We start from the raw sequence: 17,580 nt of genomic DNA on the forward strand, positions 1-17,580 counted from the left end.
TGCAGGCGGGACACCCTCGTCAGAGGTGGTGCAGGCCTGACAATATGTATGTCCCGTCGCACCGGTACATGGGGGATGCGACGCGTCACCTGGACGATCGGATGCTCTGCATCGCCCCCAGGCTCGACAGCTCGAGCTCCAGGTCGAGCCGCCCGACGCCGCGCCTGGTCGACCAGATGCGCGGTGAACGATCAGGAGGAGTAGAGATCCTCGAGAGTGATCAGGTGTATGTCGTCGTGGTCGGCGGCCTCGGAGATCAGGCTGTCGTCGAACCCGGCCCTGCTGAACATGGCGAGGTGGGCTTGCCGCACATCGCGGCCGGAGCGGTGGAGGACGTCGCGGATGTGTTGGAGCCGATGCAGGTCGGCGCGCGTGCGCCGCTTGGTTGTCGACTTCGCCTCGCCCAGCATGACGATCGGCGCTTTGTCGTCGTGACGCCGTCGCCCGCGCGGGAGCGCGACGACGTCCAGCTCGTGCTGCGAGCGCCCCTTGCTGTCGTTGACGACGGCCGGGCCGACCTCGCCGACGAGTGTTCCCCACCGGTCGCCGGAGAACCGTGCGGTCCAGACGCGGGCGAGGTGCTCGAAGTGCGGGCCGAGCACCTGCGCGGAATAGCTGGCGTCCGCCGCGTGCCAGGCGGCCGCCACATCGCGCTCCTCGAGGAGCGCTCGGTACGGGTCGATGACGACCTGGGCGAACCGGATGACCGGGTCGGCCAGGTAGTAGAGCGGGCGCCTGCGGGTGAGCACGTCGTCGAGGCGGAGCAGGAAGCCCGCGGCTTCCAGGATGCCGAGCGGGTGCTTCAGAGTGTTGTACTCGCGCCCGATCGCTGATCCGATGGCGGTGGGCGAGCGGTGCCCGTCGGCGACGGCCTGGAGGACGCTGTGGTAGACGGCCTTGTCGAGGTTGCGTGGGTCTTCGCGCAGCAGGAACGACTTCTCGTTGAAGAGCGCAGCCGCCGGGCTGAGCACCTGGCTGCCGAGCCACGCCTGCAGCCCGTCCACCGTGGCCGGCGGCGGCGCGGTGACGAGCTGCTTGTAACCGGGGGTGCCGCCGAGGATCGCGTCGACGTGAAAGGCGACAGCGGGATCGTCGATGCCCCAGTACTGGCGCGACTGGCGGTAGTCGAACGGCGGCATCGTGAGCTCGAGCTGGGCGCGCCCGCGGAGCGGCTTGCTGCCCGTGAGCAGGTCTCGCATGACCGACAGCGAAGACCCGCAGAGGATCACGACGGTCGGTGGGACGTCAGGGTCGCTCTGCGCCTCGTCGTACAGCAGCTGCAGCACGGACGGGATCTCCGGAGAGTGAGCGAGCAGGTACGGCAGCTCGTCGATGACCAACAGGCGTGTTCCGCCGCGGCGGCGTGGGGTGCGCGCTCCACGCCGCATCCCCAGTGCGACGCGGAGCGCGGCCTCCCAGTTATCGAACCGCAGCGAGTCCGGATCGAGATCGAGGTGGTCGGCGATGTCGAGTGCGAACTGGTCCAGGGCGGGGCGCCGCTCGAGCTCGCGGGCCTGGTGGTAGAGCCCGTCGACGGCGTGGGCGAGGCGGCGCAGCACATAGCTCTTTCCATGCCGTCGTCGCCCCGTGACGATGCCGATCCTCAACCCGGAGGCGTCCGACCCCGTGAGGTTCGTCAGATCGCCCCACTCGAGCGTCCTGTCGAAGAGATCGTCAGGGCGAGGGATGGTCGGCACGGTCGGGGCCCTCCGTCGGAACAACAGTAACGACGTTTACGGTAACGCTATTTACTGTTGTTGGGAAGGTGCGGCTCGCAGCGGCCTCTCGGGCTACGTGGCCCGCACCAGCGGCTCGGCGTCGACCTGCGACAGCTCCAGATCGAGCCGCCCGACGCCGGAGCCCCGCAGGTCGTCGACGACGGCGCGGACCAGCCCGGGCAGGAAGTCGCGGCCTCGGCGCAGCACCCACGGCACGCCGGCGAGCGCCAGCCAGGCCGCGCGCTCCCACGCCGGCGGCGGGGGCGGCGGAACGGGGAGCCGCGAGAGCTCGGGCAGCGCGACGTGCAGCGCGCGGCCGGCGGTCACCGCGAGGTGCCGGTGGCCCAGGGGAGAGGGGTGCACCCGGTCGACGTACCAGGCGCCGTGCCCGAGGGGCTGCACGGCCGCGGCGACGTCGAACACGACCACGCCGGGCCCGTGGCTCGCCGCCACGGTGCGGACGACGGCGTTGACGGCGTCGATCCGTGCCCGCATGACCCGGCGGACCCGGCCTCCGCACAGCTCGAACAGGCCGATGGGTGGCAGGGTCGCGAGGACGACGGCGGCACCCCGGCCGCGCAGGGCGCCGACGCAGGTGGTGAGCCGGCGGGCGACGTCGGCGGGGGCGAAGTCGCTGCGCAGCGCGTCGTTGCCGCCGATCACGAGCGTCGCGAGGTCGGCCCGTGCCGTCAGGGCGAGGTCGAGCTGCTCGTCGACGACCGTCCGGGTCCGGGCCCCGTTGCGCGCCAGGTTCTCGAAGCGGTCCGTCCCGGCCAGCAGCGCGAGGTGCGCCGCCCAGCCGGGGCCGTGTTCGGCGTCGGGCCCGACGGCGTCGCCGACACCCGCGGTGATCGAGTCGCCGAGCGCGACGACGGCCGGCCCGCTCACCACGCACCCCCCGTCGTGGGTATGAAATCTACGGGTCTGTGCCGGTCCAGAGCTGGAGATCTACCCACAGCGGACGGTGGGGGGGTGTGGAGGGTCAGCATCGCCGCCCCCGTGGCCGACCAGGGGAACAGCTCGGCCCGCGCGCGAGCCACTGTCCGCCGGTGCCCCGCCGGCCGGGTGAGCACGTCGCGGATCGCCACGGCAAGGGCGGCCGGCTCGGGGGCGGCGCTCGCGCCGGCGGCCGCGACCACCTCGGGCAGGGCGCTCGTCGCGGAGCACACGACCGGCGTCCCGGAGGCCAGCGCCTCCAGCGCGGCCAGCCCGAACGTCTCGATCGGCCCGGGGGCGACGACGACGTCGGCGCTCGCCAGCAGCGCCGCCACCTCGTCGCGGTCGGGCACGAACCCGAGGAACCGGTGCGGCACGCCGAGCCGCTCGGCACGTTCCCGCAGACCGGCGAGCCGCGCCCCGCTGCCGGCCACCACCAGCCGCACCGGCACGCCGTCGGCGACCAGCCGCCCCACGGCCTCGACGGCGAGGTCGACGCGCTTCTCCCGGGACAGCCTGCTCATCACCAGCACGACCGCCTCGCCGTGCGGAGCCACCCGTCGCCGCAGCGCGGTGTCGAACCGGTCCGGGCTGAACCGGTCGAGGTCCACGCCCAGCGGTACCCGGTGCAGCGGGGGCAGCGTCGCCGCACCCGTCCGCCCGGGCCGCGTGCCGCCGTCGGCCGCCGCGGAGCGTCCGGCGCGTCGCCCGGCGAGGCGCTCCACCTCCCCGGCGGCGAACTGCGTCGTGGCGACCAGCCGGTCGAACCGGCCGAGCGTCGTGAGGTTCCACCGGTCCGCCACCACCGGCGCCAGCCGGTGCCCGACGCCGCCCGGTCGCGCCCCGCTGCCCGCCCCGGGCCAGAACGCCGAGAGCACGCCGTCGAGACGCTCGTGCAGCATGAGCAGCGACGGCACCTCGGCCTCGCGCGCCCACAGGCCGAGCCCGGTGAGGGAGGCGCGGTCGGAGACCTCCAGCCGGTCCGGGGCCAACGCGTCGAGCACGGAGCGCACGGCGCCGGGCCGCACCACCATCCGGTAGCCGGCCACGCCGGGTACGCGCGGCGCGGCCACCTGCACCACCCGGACGTCGCCGACCCACCGCACCGCCGCCGTCGGGCCCGGCACCACCAGCACCGGCTCGTGGCCGCGGGCGAGGTACTCGTGCGACAGGGCGTGCATCGCGGTGCGGATCCCGCCCGACCGCGGGGCGTACGCGTTGGCGACGTGCACGATCCGCACGGCTCACACCTCCGTGGCGATCCGGATGACGCTCTCGTAGTGCCGGACGAGGTCGTGGCAGATCTTCGCCCAGGTGCGGCCGAGGGCTCGTTCGCGGGCGGCGGTGCCGAACGCGCGCCGTTTGCGGGCGTCGCCCAGCAGGTCGTCGACGTGGGCGCGCATCGCGGAGTGGTCGCCCGGCGGGTACAGCCAGCCGGTGTGCGAGTGCGCGACGACGTCGATCGGCCCGCCCGCGGCCGGCGCGACGACGGGTACCCCGGAGGCGCTCGCCTCCTGCAGCGTCTGCCCGAACGTCTCCAGCTCGCCCGGGTGGACGAACACGTCGAGGCTCGCCATCGCTCGCGCCAGCTCCTCGCCGCGCAGCAGCCCGGTGAAGTGCGCGTCCGGCAGCAGCTCCTCGAGCAGCGCGCGCTCGGGACCCTCGCCGACGACGACGAGCCGGACGTCCTCGCGCCCGGACAGGACGCGCAGGGCCTCGACCTGCTTCTCGGCGGCGAGCCGACCGACGTACCCGACCAGCAGCGGCAGGCCGGCGCCGACCTCGCGCCGCCAGGCCTCGTCGCGGGCCCCGGGCCGGAACTGCACGGTGTCCACGCCGCGCCCCCAGCGGTGCAGGCGGGGGACGCCGCGGGCGCGCAGGTGGTCGATGGTGGGCGTCGACGGCGCGAGGGTCACCGAGGCGCGCTCGTGCAGGGTGCGCACCCGTCGCCACAGCAGCGGCTCCAGGTGCCGCATGCCGTACCGGGCGGCGTAGCTGGGCACCTCGGTCTGGTAGACGGCGACGGTCGGCACGCCGAGGGCCTCGGCGGCCTGCATCCCGCGCCAGCCGAGCGTGAACGGCGAGGCGAGGTGGACGACGTCGGGCCCGAACGCCGCGAGCGTGCGCTCGATGCGGGCGCGCTGGCCCACGACGACGCGCACGTCGGCGTACCCGGGCAGCCCCACGGAGGGGATCTCGACGACGGGAGCGCCGTGCACGAACGGGGGGATGTCGGCCTCGTCGGAGTCGGGGGCGAGGACCAGGGCCTCGTGCCCGCACCGCTGGAGGTGTTCGAGGACCCGCAGCACGGAGTTCGTGACCCCGTTGACCTGCGGGAGGAAGGACTCTGCGACGATCGCTACCCTCACGCTCCGCACTGTCACGGCCCAGGGTGACCGGTGGGCGTGCGGGGGACGACGTGTCGGGGTCGATGTCCCGAACGGTGGGGAAACGTTGAGGCGGAACTACGCGGACCGGGCGGCGCCGAGCCGGGCGATCCGCCAGACGCCCCCGGCCATGATCGCCACCAGGGCGAGGTTGCGCAGCGCCTCGACGGCGATCATCCAGGGCGCGCCCTCGAGGAACGGGCCGTAGGCGACGGGGTAGACGAGGTAGGTCGCGTAGCCGACGAGCACCATGCCCAGCGCGGGCGGCCACCACCAGCGCAGCGCGCGGCCGGACGGGAGCGTCGCCAGCGCGACGGCGACGGGCGGGCCGAGCCAGGCGACGAACTGCGGCGAGCCGACCTTGTTGAACACGACGAGCGCCACGAGCTGGGTGGCGGCCGAGAGCAGCAGCAGCTCGTGCGCGTGCTCGGGGTGGCGCCGGGCGGCCCACAGGGTGATCGCCGCGAGCGCCACGACGACCAGCGGCAGCAGCCAATCGAGGGCGTCGGCGACGGCGGCCGCGGCCGTGCCCTGGAACTCGTAGGTGAAGATCACGTCGTTGTAGTCGATGGCGATGCTCGGGTCCCACAGCCGCGCGACGGAGAACCAGGTGCCCGCCACGGACTCGGCCTGCAGGGTGCGGTCGCCCTGCTCGCCGAACACGCTCAGGGCGCGCGTCCCGGCGCCGCCCGCCAGCGCGAGCCCGACGACGACGAAGGAGACGATCGCGCCGGGGACGACGACGGCGCGCAGCAGGTCGCCCAGGGTGCGGCGGGTCGCGGCGATCGCGACGACGACGGCGCCCGGCGCGATCTTGACCCACGCCCCGGCGGTGGCGACGGCGACGGCGAGCCGCGGGTGCCGTCGGGCCAGGACGAGGGCGACGAGGATCATGGGCGCGACGACGCCGTCGAGCCGGCCGAGGAAGATCGGGCCGAGGGCCAGCAGGAAGAGCAGCCACCACCAGGCGCCGAGGACGCCGCGGGGCGTCGAGCGCACCAGAAGGACGGTGGCGACGGCGTTGAGCGCCACGATCATCGCCGTCCACAGGATCTCGTAGCCGAGCAGGTCGTCGGTGACGAGCGACGGAGCGACCACGGGTGCGAGGGCGCCGGCGGGGTAGACCCAGTCGTAGTCCAGGACGGGCCACTGCCCGGTGTCGAGCCCGTAGCGGGCCCACCACTCGTACAGCGTGACGTCGCCGAAGATCGTGTGCTGCCAGGTGATCGCCTCGTGCACCAGGCGGGCGTGCACGACGACGAAGGCGAGGGTCAGCAGCCAGGGCGACTGCAGCAGGCTGCCGCCACGGTCGCTGGTCGACGGCGGCGCGTCGCGCGCGTCGGCGGGGTGGCGGCTGTCCGCGGCGTCGGGCACGGGCACATCGTGCCAGACGGCGCCATCTGATACTCCGTATCGCTTGACTGAGACTGCGTCGCGGAGCACTATGGAGGCAGACCGACGCCGTCGTCCCCAGCCTCTGCGGCGGCGCGGTCGCCCCCGTGGAAAGTGAGCACCGCATGTCCCGCACCGCCCCCGTCCTGCCCGGCGTCACCGCGCCCGACTACGACGTCTCCCAGCCGTCGGACATCGACTACGCGCAGGCGTTCGCCGACGTCGCGCCGGCCGAGCGCGAGCACCAGCTCGCCGTGCGGCAGTTCGTCCAGGACGAGGTGCTGCCCGTCATCGACGGGTACTGGGAGCGCGCCGAGGTGCCGTTCGACCTGGTCAAGAAGCTCGGTGAGCACGACTTCCTGCGCGACGGCGTCGACGTCCCCGGCCGCCCGAAGGTCTCCTTCATGGCCGAGGGCCTCGCGAGCATGGAGATGTCCCGTGGCGACGGCTCGGTCGCGACCATCTGCGGCGTCCAGGGCGGGCTCGCGCTGCGCTCCATCGTCATGCACGGTTCGCCCGAGCAGGTCGAGCGGTACGCCGAGCCGATGGCGCGCGGCGAGATTCTCGGCGCCTTCGCGCTCACCGAGCCCACGCACGGCTCCGACTCCGTCTCCCTGGAGACCACCGCCCGCAAGGAGACGCGCGACGGTGTCGAGGGCTACGTCATCGACGGTGAGAAGAAGTGGATCGGGTTCGGCTCGTGCGGTGACATCACCGTGGTCTGGGCCCGGCTCGACGACCCGGACGACGGCGAGCGCCACGGGCAGGTGCACGGCTTCATCGTGCCGCAGGACGCCCCCGGCTACACCGGCACCACCATCGAGGGCAAGATGGCGCTGCGGGCGATCTGGCAGGCGCACATCGAGCTCGACGGCGTCTTCGTCCCGGCCGACGCCGCGCTGCCCGGCGCCACGTCGTTCAAGGCGACCGCCGCCGTGCTCTTCGCGACGCGCCTCGCCGTGGCGTGGTCCGCCGTCGGGCACGCCGTGGCCTGCTACGAGGCGGCCGTGCAGTACGCGACGCAGCGTGTCCAGTTCGGCAAGCCGCTCGCCGCCAAGCAGATGGTGCAGGAGCGCCTGACCCGGATGCTCTCCACCGTCACCCAGATGCAGCTCCTCGTCGGGCGCCTCACCGAGCTCGCCGACGCCGGCCGGCTCACCGGTGCGCAGGCGTCCCTGGCCAAGTACACGTGCACCCGCGGTGCGCGCGAGGTGGCCTCCGTCGCCCGCGACATGCTCGGCGGCAACGGCATCCTGCTCGCCAACCGCGTGGCGCGGCACTTCGCCGACATTGAGGCGCTGCACACCTACGAGGGCACCGAGTCGATGAACGCGCTCATCGTGGGCCGCGACATCACCGGCGTCTCCTCCTTCGCCTGAGACGTCGCAGCAGCACCCCAGCTCCCGGCGTGGGTCGACGCCGGTCGTGTGCATCACCGTCGTCGTCCACCAGCCGACGGCGTGGTGCTCCAGCGGCGAGCGCCGCCCCGAGGGATCCGGGGCGGCGCTCCGTCGTTTTCAGAGGGTACGGCGGAAGGCGCGCTCACGGGTCTGCTCGTGGAGCCGGTCGAGCAGGGCGAGCTGGCGCTGGGCCACTTCGGCCAGCGCCTCGAACCGCCCCGGGTCGAGCCCGACGTCGTCGGCGTACTCCTCGAGGGTCCGCCAGCCGCCCAGCTTGCCCAGCACCGCGGACCGCATGAGCTCGACCTCGAGCAGCGGCGTCAGCGGCGACGTCTGCAGGACCCGGCCGTTGAGCTTGAGGCGCCCGGCGCGCTCCGCGACCGCGGCGAGCACCTGCCGGTAGCGACGACGGCGGATCCCCAGGGTGGCGAGCAGCGTGCGGTAGAGCTGTCGTTCGCCGCGGACCTGCTCGGCCAGCTCTGCCAGGTCGGCGTGGAACGGGGTGTCGCGGTAGCTCTCCACCATCCGCTCGATGCGGTCGAGCCCGGCGGTCGCGCCGGTCAGGTGGTCGGACAGGTAGAGCCCGAACAGCTCGCGGTCGACGTCCGGCGGGACGGCGGCGTCCCGTTCGGCAGACGGCAGGGCCGGCGGTCCGACGGCGAGGCGCGGGCTCGGGCGCAGCGGTGCGGAGGCGAGCCCGCGGCCCTCGGCCATGCCGGCCACGACCTCCTCGAGCGCCTGGGCGGCGCTGTGCCGCGGCTCCCACCCGAGCTCCGTCGTCGCGCGCGTGGTGTCCATGACGGGCACGCCCATGGCCATGTCGATCCATCCCGGGTCTGTCGGCACGGCGTGGGCGGCGTACGCGGCGGCGAGGGCCGCGCGCACGGCCCGTGGCGGCAGCTCGACGTGACGCCCGTGGTCGAGGACGGCGGCCAGGTCGGGCCCGCGCAGCAGGTCGTGCGCGGCGACGTTGAACGCGCCCGCGGCGCGCTGCAGCACGACCCGGACGTAAGCGTCGGCGGCGTCGTCGGCGTGCACGGCCTGGGCGCGCACGCCGGCCGGCAGCGGCACCAGGGGCAGCCGGTGGTCGTGCAGCAGGCTCACGGGGACGAGGCTCCCCACGAAGTAGCGCACGATCTCGTGCCCGGCGTCGCCCTGGAAGACCAGGGCGGTGCGCAGCCGGGCGACGGTCACCTCGGGGTGGTCCCGCTCGAGCTCGTCCAGCACCCGTTCCTGCGCGGCCTTGTCGACGCTGTAGTGCGACGTCGGGATGCCGGTCGCCGGCCAGTCCTCGCGGCGGGGCTGGTCGTCGTCGACCGTCGAGTACGCCCCCACGGACGAGGCGACCACGAGGTGCGGCACCCCGGCGCGCACGACCGCGCGGGCCACCCGGGCGGTCCCGTCGACGTTGGTCCGCCGCAGCAGGTCACGGTCGCGGTTCGGCTGGAGGAGCCACGCGAGGTGCACGACGGCGTCGGCACCTCTGAAGAGCGTGGCGAGCCCGTCCACGACGCTCTCCTCGTCGGGGTCCGAGAGGTCGAGGGCCGCCCACTCGGCGTCACGGTAGGGGTCGGCGGTCCGGTCCGGCAGGCGCCGGGCCACGCCCAGGACGGAGTCGACCTGCTCGGCTGCTCGCAGGGCCCGCAGCACGGCGGTCCCCACGTTCCCGGACTGTCCCACGACGACGACGCGCATGGTTCACCGTGGCATCGAAGCCCGGTGGACGCACGGCGTCCGACGGCGGCCCCCCGGGGTCGCTCAGGAGCTCCGCCACCGCTCCCGCCACCGCTCCCGCCACCGCTCCCAGGGCGGAGCCGCGGCCCAGTTGGCCTGCAGCGTGTTCCACGCCCGCAGCAACCGGCGGCGTCGTCCCGCGCGTAGCGACCGGGCCGAGACGCCGACGTGCAGCTCGCGCTCGCGCACGACCCGGCGGTGCGGTCCGAGCGCGAAGGCGAGGTCCATGTCGTCGTGCACGTCCGGGTCCGAGCGTTCCACCGTCGCGCGGACCTCCTGCCACACGCTGCGCCGCAGCGCCATGCTCGACCCCCACAGGGCGGTGTGCCCGAGCGCCAGCCGGGTCAGGGCGTAGTACGCCCCCAGGTAGAGCGAGCAGGCGAGACGGCCGCCGTACCGCAGGTCGGTGAACGTGCCGGAACCCGTGACCGCGTCCGGCGCCGGGGCGGCGGCCATCGAGTCCGCGACCGCGCGCACCCAGTGGGGGCCGGGCCGGGAGTCCGCGTCGAGGCGCGCGACGACCTCGCCCCGTGCGGCGTCGTAGCCGGTGGCAGCCGCCGCGGGGATGCCGCGGTGCGGCTCGTGCACCACCACGGCACCCCAGCGACGGGCGACGGCCGCCGTCGCGTCCTGCGAGGCGTTGTCGACCACGACCACCTCGAGCGGCGCCACCGACTGGGCGGCGAGCAGGGCGAGGCACCGGTCCAGCTCGTCGGCGTCGTCGCGGGCGGGGATCACGACGGACACGCTCGGCCGTGCGGCGGGCGCCCTCATCGCTCGCCCCCGGCGCCCCTGGCGCGTCGCGCGACCAGGAGGGCCGCGACGCCGCTGCCGACCAGCGCCGCGGCCAGGTCGCCGAGGGTGTCGGTGTAGGTGACGAAGATGTCGTCGTCGACGAACCGGTGCCCCGCCCACTCGAGCACCTCCCAGACCACGGCGACGAGCGATCCCAGCCCGACGACCGACACGGCCGTGGCGGCGCCGGCACGCCGGGCGGGTCCGACCAGCCCGGTGCGCACGAGCACCTGGTGGGCGAGCGCGGCGATCGCGCCGGTCGTCACGGCATGGACCAGGAGGTCGAGCCAGGCCACCTGCTCGTAGACCCCGAGCTGGGCGCACCACGCGGCCGCGAGGAGCGCGGCGCAGTACGTCACGTCCAGAGCGGTGCGCGTCCCGACGGCGCGGGGGACCATCGTGCCGCCGAGCACCAGGAGGAACAGCGCGACGGCGAGCCAGCCGAACACGACGCCGGCCACCACCACGCTCGCCACCCCAGCGATCCGCAGCAGGTCGCCCGGGACGCCCCGTGCCGGACCGTCCGCTGCCGTGCGCCGGGCCCGTGGCCGGTGGGGGGCGTCCGAGGTCGAGGTCACGCGGACACGGTAGGCGGGAGCCGTGCTGCTCACCCGTCGGCGGGCAGCGGCGTGCGGGGCGAGGGGGCTCTGGCCCGGTTGACAGGGCTCCGTCAGGGCGGACACGCTGGTCGCATGACCGAGGGGTGGGCGGCGATCGCCCTGGCCGGGGCCGTGGGCGCGGTGCTCGGCAGTGTCTCGGCGCACGAGCACCTCCGGCGGGCGCGGGTCCGTTCACGCCTCGCCCTGATCGCGCTCGTCTCCGCCGTCGTCCTCGTCGGGGGCACGTCGGCGCTCGCCGTCGCGCTGTTCGCGGGCGCCGTCGTCGGCATGACCGTCGAGATCTTCCGGCCCCGGCGCGACGCTGAACCCACGCCGACGGACGAGGCGGCCGGCGCCGGGACGTCCGGGGCCACCTCGAGATAGCCCCGCGTGGTCGCCCGTCGGCCGAACCCCACGGTGTCGAGGCGGCAGTCGCCGGCGTGCCGAAAGCGCGGAGCCCCTTGACCGGACACCCGCTCTCTGCCCTAAGGTTCGTCCCATCGGATAGAAAACGGTTTCGACGACGAGGTCATCCGGTGAGACACGACGGCGTGGAGGGTGCAGGCGATGAGGCGACGGTACGCGGAGGTCCTGGCAGGGGCGGCAGGAGCGAGCCTGCTGCTCGCGGCGTGCGCCGACGGGGCCGACCAGGGGCCGGCCACGAGCGACCAGCCGGCCGCCGCGGCCACCGCCTGGGCGCTCTCCGGGGGCAGCGACGTCGTCCTCGAAGGGGCGTTCGACCAGTGGAACCGTGAGCACCCCGGCGAGGAGATCGCCGTGTCGTGGCTCGAGAACGACGCCTACAAGGCGCGGATCGGCGAGGCTCTCGACGCCGGCGACCCGCCCACCCTCATCCTCGGCTGGGCGGGCAGCGACCTCGACCGGCTGGTGGCCGACGACGCCGTCGTGGACCTCACCGACGCCGTCGAGCCCGTGCTCGACAGGATGCTGCCCGCCGTCGCCGCGAACGGTGAGGTCGACGGACGCACCTACGCCGTGCCGAACAACCAGACCCAGCCCGTGGTGCTCTACCACAACGTCGAGGTGCTGGAGGCGGCCGGCGTCGAGCCGCCCGAGACCTACGACGACCTGCTCGCGGCCGTGCCCGTGCTGGAGGAGGCCGGCGTGCTGCCTATCGCCCTCGCGGGAGGCAGCCGGTGGCCCGAGCTCATGTACATCCAGTACCTCACCGACCGGATCGGCGGCCCGGAGGTCTTCCAACGGGTCGTCGATGGCGAGCCCGGCGCGTGGTCCGACCCCGCGATCCTCGAGGCGCTGCGCCTGATCCGCGAGCTCGTGGACGCGGGCGCCTTCGGCGAGTACTTCACGGAGACCGTCGCGGACGGGTCGGGCGACGTGTCGCTCGTGGCGACCGGCAACGCGGCGTTCGTCCTGCAGGGGGCCTGGGTCTACCCGGACTTCCTCGCGTCGGACCCCGCGCTGGTCGCCCGCGACGGGCTCGGGTTCGCCCCGTTCCCCATCGTCGACGGTGGGACGGGCGACCCCGACAACGTGGTCGGCAACCCCGCCAACTTCTGGTCCGTGTCCGCCGCCGCCAGCCCCGAGGCGCAGCAGGTCGCGATCGACTTCCTCGTGGAGCAGACGTACGCGGAACGAGAGGTCGAGCGGTTCCTCGTCGTGCGGACCGTCCCGCCGGTGCGCAAGCTGGACCGCCGGCTCGACGGCCTGGAGAGCGAGGACTATCTGCGCTTCGTCCACGACATGGTCGCGTCGGCGCCGCACTTCCAGCTCTCGTGGGACCAGGCGCTCCCCGCCGACCAGGCCGGCCCCCTGCTCGACAACCTGCACCGCGTCTTCACCGGGGAGCTGACCCCGCGCGGCTTCGCGGACGCGATGGACGAGACCCTCTGACCGGTGTTCACACCGAGCGATCAGATCGTGGCCACCTGCTCGCGGCGGTTCACGCGCCACCACACGAAGAAGCCCACCAGGGTGAACGCGCCGTAGAAGACGTACATCAGCGACGTCGCGTAGTACCCGGCGCTCCACAGCAGCGGCACGCCCACCATGTCCACCGCGACCCAGATCAGCCAGAACTCCACCCAGCCGCGCGCCATGCCGTACGTGGCGAGCAGCGAGCCCATGAAGATCCAGGCGTCCGCCCACACCGGCTCGTAGGACCCGAGCGCCGTGAACAGCGGCGTGAGCGCGAGCGTCCCGCCCACCAGCGCGACGACGAGGAACGCGCGCTGCGGCCACGTCGCCCACCGCGGGTGCACTCCCTCGCCGCCCGACGACGGCACCTTGCCGTCCGCGCGGACCTCCAGGTCCTGACGGCGCGTCTCGCGCCACCGCATCCACCCGTACACCGACACGGCGATGAACATGACCTGCCGGCCCGCCTGGCCCAGCATGTCCACCCGGCCGGCGTCGCCGAACAGCGAGCCAAGGAACACGGTGAACAGCAGCAGGTTCCCGACGATCCCCACGGGCCACGCCCACACCTTGCGCCGCATCCCGCCGAGCGCCGACGCCAGCCCGAAGGCGTTGCCGATCACCTCGCGCCACAGGATCTGCTCGGCGCCGACGGTGAACGTCGCGGTGAAGAGCCAGTCGATCATCGTCAGGCCAGCACGTCGCGCACGGCCCGCGCGATGTCGTCGGCGTCGGCGTCCTGGTCCAGGACGGCCACGACGACCCGGCGGTTCGACCCGGCGGCGCCCCCCGACGAGGCCGCGGCCGACGGATCGTCCGGGGTGTCGCCGTCGGACCCTGCGCCGTCGGCCCCCGGTGCCCAGGCCGCGCGGCGCAGCTCGGCGAACGCCTCCTCCAGGTCGGGGCGCAGGTCGAGGTAGGGGTTGCGCAGCCAGCGGCGCAGCACCGCGTTGTGGACGGCGACGACCGACGCCGCGAACGCGATCGACATGGTCGTCGTTGACCGGTCCGGGGGCAGCGTGTCCCGCAGGTACGCTGTGAACGCGCGCTCGTAGCGGTGCGTGGTGACGAGCTCGCGGTCCCGCAGCGCGGGCACCTCCTGCAGCAGCCGGTGCCGTGCCAGGGACGTCTCGCGCTGGCCCACGTGGTGGTCGAACACCAGCCGGGCGGCGCGGCAGACCTCCAGGTACGGGTCGACGGCGGGGTTCCAGACGGTCTCCCGGGCGCCCGCCTCGACGCTGTCGCGGGCCTCGGGACGGGTGGCGGCCAGCATGACGACCACCTCCTCCAGCAGCAGCTCGTGGTCGGCGAAGACCACGTCCTCCTTCGACCGGAAGCGGCGGAAGAAGGTGGCGCGGCTGACCTGCGCGGCGTCGGCGATCTCCTCGACGGTCGTCTGCTCGTAGCCCTGCCGGGAGAACAGGTCGATCGCGGCGTCGACGGCCTGGGCGTGGGTGTGCGTCCGGACGGCAGTCATGGGCAGGAGGCTACTCCGGGACGAGCCCGCACCGCGCGCGACGTCCGAGGCGGCCGACCGCCCGTCACTCGTCGATCAGGTCCGCCGGGAGGGTGATCTCCACGTCCTCGCCGTAGCCCGTGAGCTCGCCCACCGACACCCCGAGCTCGCTCTCGCTCTCGAACCGCAGCATCGGGTCCTCGTCGTCGACCCACCAGGTCTGCTCGCCGCCGTCCTCCTCGAACGTCAGGTGGTACGGCGTGGTGCGCACCCCGTCGATCTCCTCCTCGTCGAGCACCTCCATCGAGACGGGATCGCCCCAGTAGCCGGCCACCGCGGCCCAGTCCCACGCCTCCAGGACCGCGTCCCCGTCCTGCGCCACCGTGAACCGGCCCTCGGTGGTCCGCTCGTACATCGTGCCGTCGACGAACCGGTACTCCTCGGTGACGTTGCCGTCGGCGTCGGTGGACCGCAGGCGCATCGCGGCGACCTCGCCGCCGTCGTCGTACTCCAGCACGGCCGGCAGGACGACGTGGGCAGGGCGGAGAGCAAGGCTGTGTCGCATCGGTTCGAGGTTAGCGGGGCGCCGGCAGGCGGCGCCGACGACGCCGCGGGTCCAGCGGGCGGGACGGGGCTCGCGGTCCCAGGTGAGGTTTGCCTATCCTGTCTCGGTGACCTCTCCGCTCCTCGACCTGCGTGCGCTGCGCGTGCGGCACCACGTGCCCCACGACGACGGCGGGCACCACCTCGGTGCCCCGGCGCCCGACGGCGTCGACCTCCTCGTGGAGCCGGGCGAGGTCGTCCTGCTGCTCGGGCCGTCCGGCTGCGGCAAGTCCACGCTGGCGCTCGCGACGAACGGGCTCGTGCCGCAGGTCGTCGGTGCCGAGACCGACGGCACCGTGCACGTCGGGGGCCAGGACGTCGCGCGGTCCCGTCCGCCGCTGCTCGCCGCCGACGTCGCCATGGTCTTCCAGGACCCGGATGCCCAGGTGGTCACCGGGTCCGTGCTCGACGAGGTCTGCTTCGCCCCCGAGAACCTCTGCCTGCCCGTCGCGGAGGTGCTGGCCCGCGCGGGGACCGCGCTGCGCCAGGTCGGGCTCTGGGAGCGCCGCCACGACGACCCGGCCGTCCTGTCCGGCGGGGGGCGTCAGCGGCTCGCCCTGGCCTGTGCGCTCGCCACTGGCGCGCGGCTGCTCGTGCTCGACGAGCCCACCGCGAACCTCGACCCGGCCGGGGTCGAGGAGGTCTACGACGTCCTGCGTTCGATCGCCGCCACCGGCGAGCGCGGGGTGCTCCTCGTCGAGCACGACCTCGACGCCGCCGTACCCGTCGCCGACCGCGTGGTGGTGCTCGACCGCGCGGGGCGTCTCGCGACCGCCGGCCCCGTGCGCGACGTCCTCGCGGGCCAGGCCGAGCTGCTCGCCGACCTGGGGGTCTGGCTGCCCACCGCCACCCTCGCCGCGCTGCGGCTCCGCGCGGCCGGGGTGCCCGTCGACCCGCTGCCCCTCACCCCCGACGAGCTCGCCGCCGTGCTCACGACCTCCGTCGACGAGGCCCCGGGCGTTCCCGCACCGGCCCTGGCCCCGACGGCACCTCGCCCTGCCGCGCCCACACCGCCGGTGATCGGCGTCGACCGCCTCACCGTGCGCCGCGGCGGGCGCACCGTGCTCGACGACGTGAGCCTCGACGTCGCCCCCGGCGAGCTGCTCGCCCTGGTCGGCGGCAACGGAGCCGGCAAGACGACGCTCGCCCAGGTCGTCGCCGGCGTGCTGCGGCCCCCGCGCCGGGCCATCACCGGGACCGTCCGCGTGGCCGGTCTCGACCCCCGCCGGGCCGCTCCCGCCGACCTCACCGCCGCCGTCGGCTTCGTCTTCCAGAACCCCGAGCACCAGTTCGTCACCGGCCGCGTCGACGATGAGCTCGCGCACGGGCTGCGCGTGCGCGGCGTGCCCGACGCCGAGGTCGCCGCCCGGGTGGACGACGTCCTCGAACGCTTCGGCCTCGCCGACCTGCGCGACCGGCACCCCTTCTTGCTCTCCGGCGGGCAGAAGCGCCGGCTGTCGGTCGGCACCGCCATCGTGTGCCGCCCCGAGGTGCTCGTCCTCGACGAACCCACCTACGGCCAAGACCGCGAGCGCGCCGTCGAGCTCCTCGACCTGCTCACCGACCTGCACGACGACGGCACCACGGTCGTGGTGGTCAGCCACGACATGCAGCTGGTCGCCGAGCACGCCACCCGTGTGGTGGCGCTCGCCGGCGGGCGGGTGCTGGCCGACGGGCGGCCCGACGTCGTGCTCGGCGACGACGCGCTGCTGGCCACGGCCGGGTTGCGCATCCCGCCCCTGGCCCGGGCCACTCGCGGGCTGCGGGACCCCGCCTGGCGTGCGGTCGCGCGGCTCGCCGACCTGCCCGCGGCGCGACGGGTGGCGGTGGACGCATGAGCACCGTCGCGATCTCCGGCACCTCGGCGACGTCCGCGCCCGCCCGGCCGGCCGCCCGCGGGCTGAGCGACCTGCGCACCTACAACCCGTTGGTGAAGATCCTCGGGCCGGTGCCCGTCATGGTCTTCGTGGTGGCCACGCGCGACGTGCTGACCCCGGCCCTGGTGGCGCTCGCGGCGTACGCCGCGGTGGTCGTCATGGGGCGGCTGCGCGTCCGGGTGCTCGCGGCGATGGCGCTGGGGGCGGTGCTGCTCACCGTGGTCATGACGCTGTCGTTCGGGCTGCTGACCGACCCCGCTGCGGTCCGCGGCACGGCGCTGATCGCGACCGTCGGAGGGTTCGAGGTCAGGTCCGGTGCCCTGATGACCGGCCTGGCGACCGCCGTGCGGACCGTCGCCCTGCTGATGCTGGTGCTGCTCGGCGGGCTCACGACGTCGGGTGCGGACTTCGTGCGGGCGCTGACCCAGCAGCTCCGGCTGCCGTACCGGGTCGGGTACGCGGCGCTGGCCGCCCTGCGGTTCGTGCCGCGGTTCTCCCACGAGCTCGAGGTGATCCGCGGTGCCCACCGGGTACGGGGCGTGGCCGCGGGCCGGGGTCCCTTTGCACCGGTGCGGCGGCAGGCCGGCTACGTGGTGCCGCTGCTCGCCGGCGGCATCCGGCACGCCGAACGGGTGTCGCTGGCCATGGAGGCCCGCGGTTTCGGCGCGCACCTGCGGCGCACCGACCGCGTGACCGTGCCGTTCCGCGCGCGGGACGTCGTCCTGCTCCTCTCGTTCTGGGCCGGGGGCGCCGCGTGCGCGGTCCTGGCCGCCTCGTTCGCCTGACC

16 protein-coding genes are annotated in these 17,580 nt (G+C 74.4%); 5 read left to right on the forward strand and 11 right to left on the reverse strand.

The genetic code is table 11. The annotated features are described in order from the left end of the window. Positions 1-191: 191 nt before the first annotated feature. The 5 genes from AC3RJ8_RS02125 to AC3RJ8_RS02145 form a co-directional block, all read right to left on the reverse strand. Entirely contained in the window at positions 192-1,697 is a 1,506-nt protein-coding gene (locus tag AC3RJ8_RS02125; protein WP_489714320.1) for an AAA family ATPase, read from the reverse strand. Between the two features lie 93 nt (positions 1,698-1,790). After that, positions 1,791-2,606 carry an SGNH/GDSL hydrolase family protein gene (locus AC3RJ8_RS02130; protein ID WP_489714321.1) on the reverse strand — a complete coding sequence of 272 codons (816 nt, stop codon included), beginning with the start codon at positions 2,604-2,606 and terminating at the stop codon, positions 1,791-1,793. Next, on the reverse strand, positions 2,603-3,895 hold the full coding sequence (locus AC3RJ8_RS02135) for a glycosyltransferase (protein WP_489714322.1): 1,293 nt from the start codon (positions 3,893-3,895) through the stop codon (positions 2,603-2,605). Before AC3RJ8_RS02135 ends, AC3RJ8_RS02130 begins: the two co-directional genes overlap by 4 nt. A 3-nt stretch (positions 3,896-3,898) precedes the next feature. Next, on the reverse strand, positions 3,899-5,023 hold the full coding sequence (locus AC3RJ8_RS02140; RefSeq protein ID WP_489714323.1) for a glycosyltransferase family 4 protein: 1,125 nt from the start codon (positions 5,021-5,023) through the stop codon (positions 3,899-3,901). Between the two features lie 96 nt (positions 5,024-5,119). After that, positions 5,120-6,415, reverse strand: coding sequence for a glycosyltransferase 87 family protein (locus AC3RJ8_RS02145; RefSeq protein WP_489714324.1), 1,296 nt, complete (start codon positions 6,413-6,415; stop codon positions 5,120-5,122). A 143-nt stretch (positions 6,416-6,558) separates the two neighbouring features. On the opposite strand from AC3RJ8_RS02145, the gene AC3RJ8_RS02150 reads away from it, so the two are divergent. Next, positions 6,559-7,812, forward strand: coding sequence for an acyl-CoA dehydrogenase family protein (locus AC3RJ8_RS02150; RefSeq protein ID WP_489714325.1), 1,254 nt, complete (start codon positions 6,559-6,561; stop codon positions 7,810-7,812). 138 nt (positions 7,813-7,950) lie between these two features. On the opposite strand, the gene AC3RJ8_RS02155 is transcribed toward AC3RJ8_RS02150, so the two are convergent. From AC3RJ8_RS02155 to AC3RJ8_RS02165, 3 genes are all read right to left on the reverse strand, one after another. Further along, complete coding sequence (locus tag AC3RJ8_RS02155) at positions 7,951-9,528, reverse strand: NAD-dependent epimerase/dehydratase family protein (protein WP_489714326.1); 1,578 nt, start codon at positions 9,526-9,528, stop codon at positions 7,951-7,953. Between the two features lie 63 nt (positions 9,529-9,591). Beyond that, positions 9,592-10,305, reverse strand: a complete 714-nt coding sequence (locus tag AC3RJ8_RS02160; protein WP_489714327.1) for a glycosyltransferase family A protein — start codon at positions 10,303-10,305, stop codon at positions 9,592-9,594. A 32-nt stretch (positions 10,306-10,337) separates the two neighbouring features. Then, complete coding sequence (locus AC3RJ8_RS02165; RefSeq protein WP_489714328.1) at positions 10,338-10,940, reverse strand: DUF2238 domain-containing protein; 603 nt, start codon at positions 10,938-10,940, stop codon at positions 10,338-10,340. Positions 10,941-11,054: 114 nt separating this feature from the next. Between AC3RJ8_RS02165 and AC3RJ8_RS02170 the strand changes: the two genes are divergently transcribed. Both AC3RJ8_RS02170 and AC3RJ8_RS02175 read left to right on the forward strand, forming a co-directional pair. Further along, positions 11,055-11,345 carry a hypothetical protein gene (locus AC3RJ8_RS02170; protein ID WP_489714329.1) on the forward strand — a complete coding sequence of 97 codons (291 nt, stop codon included), beginning with the start codon at positions 11,055-11,057 and terminating at the stop codon, positions 11,343-11,345. 183 nt (positions 11,346-11,528) lie between these two features. Then, positions 11,529-12,833, forward strand: a complete 1,305-nt coding sequence (locus AC3RJ8_RS02175) for an ABC transporter substrate-binding protein (protein ID WP_489714330.1) — start codon at positions 11,529-11,531, stop codon at positions 12,831-12,833. Between the two features lie 20 nt (positions 12,834-12,853). Here the strand turns inward: AC3RJ8_RS02175 and pnuC are convergent, their stop codons facing one another. The 3 genes from pnuC to AC3RJ8_RS02190 form a co-directional block, all read right to left on the reverse strand. Continuing rightward, entirely contained in the window at positions 12,854-13,549 is a 696-nt protein-coding gene (gene pnuC, locus AC3RJ8_RS02180; RefSeq protein WP_489715552.1) for a nicotinamide riboside transporter PnuC, read from the reverse strand. Beyond that, on the reverse strand, positions 13,546-14,334 hold the full coding sequence (locus AC3RJ8_RS02185) for a TetR/AcrR family transcriptional regulator (RefSeq protein ID WP_489714331.1): 789 nt from the start codon (positions 14,332-14,334) through the stop codon (positions 13,546-13,548). Before AC3RJ8_RS02185 ends, pnuC begins: the two co-directional genes overlap by 4 nt. A 64-nt stretch (positions 14,335-14,398) precedes the next feature. Further along, positions 14,399-14,878, reverse strand: a complete 480-nt coding sequence (locus AC3RJ8_RS02190) for a hypothetical protein (RefSeq protein ID WP_489714332.1) — start codon at positions 14,876-14,878, stop codon at positions 14,399-14,401. Positions 14,879-14,984: 106 nt separating this feature from the next. Between AC3RJ8_RS02190 and AC3RJ8_RS02195 the strand changes: the two genes are divergently transcribed. Beyond that, a complete protein-coding gene (locus tag AC3RJ8_RS02195) occupies positions 14,985-16,754 on the forward strand; it encodes an ABC transporter ATP-binding protein (protein WP_489714333.1) in 1,770 nt (589 codons plus the stop codon). After that, positions 16,751-17,578: an energy-coupling factor transporter transmembrane component T gene (locus AC3RJ8_RS02200; protein ID WP_489714334.1), complete on the forward strand. Its 828-nt coding sequence runs from the start codon at positions 16,751-16,753 to the stop codon at positions 17,576-17,578. Before AC3RJ8_RS02195 ends, AC3RJ8_RS02200 begins: the two co-directional genes overlap by 4 nt. Positions 17,579-17,580: the final 2 nt, after the last annotated feature.

Source organism: Isoptericola sp. MSGPD8_1_ISO-PGPR-S23-394 (genome assembly GCF_058072785.1).

Coding starts and splice junctions, on each gene's coding strand:
- AC3RJ8_RS02150 (WP_489714325.1), top strand. CDS start 6,559: ATGTCCCGCACCGCCCCCGTCCTGCCCGGCGTCACCGCGCCCGACTAC.
- AC3RJ8_RS02155 (WP_489714326.1), bottom strand. CDS start 9,528: ATGCGCGTCGTCGTCGTGGGACAGTCCGGGAACGTGGGGACCGCCGTG.
- AC3RJ8_RS02170 (WP_489714329.1), top strand. CDS start 11,055: ATGACCGAGGGGTGGGCGGCGATCGCCCTGGCCGGGGCCGTGGGCGCG.
- AC3RJ8_RS02175 (WP_489714330.1), top strand. CDS start 11,529: ATGAGGCGACGGTACGCGGAGGTCCTGGCAGGGGCGGCAGGAGCGAGC.
- AC3RJ8_RS02185 (WP_489714331.1), bottom strand. CDS start 14,334: ATGACTGCCGTCCGGACGCACACCCACGCCCAGGCCGTCGACGCCGCG.
- AC3RJ8_RS02190 (WP_489714332.1), bottom strand. CDS start 14,878: ATGCGACACAGCCTTGCTCTCCGCCCTGCCCACGTCGTCCTGCCGGCC.
- AC3RJ8_RS02200 (WP_489714334.1), top strand. CDS start 16,751: ATGAGCACCGTCGCGATCTCCGGCACCTCGGCGACGTCCGCGCCCGCC.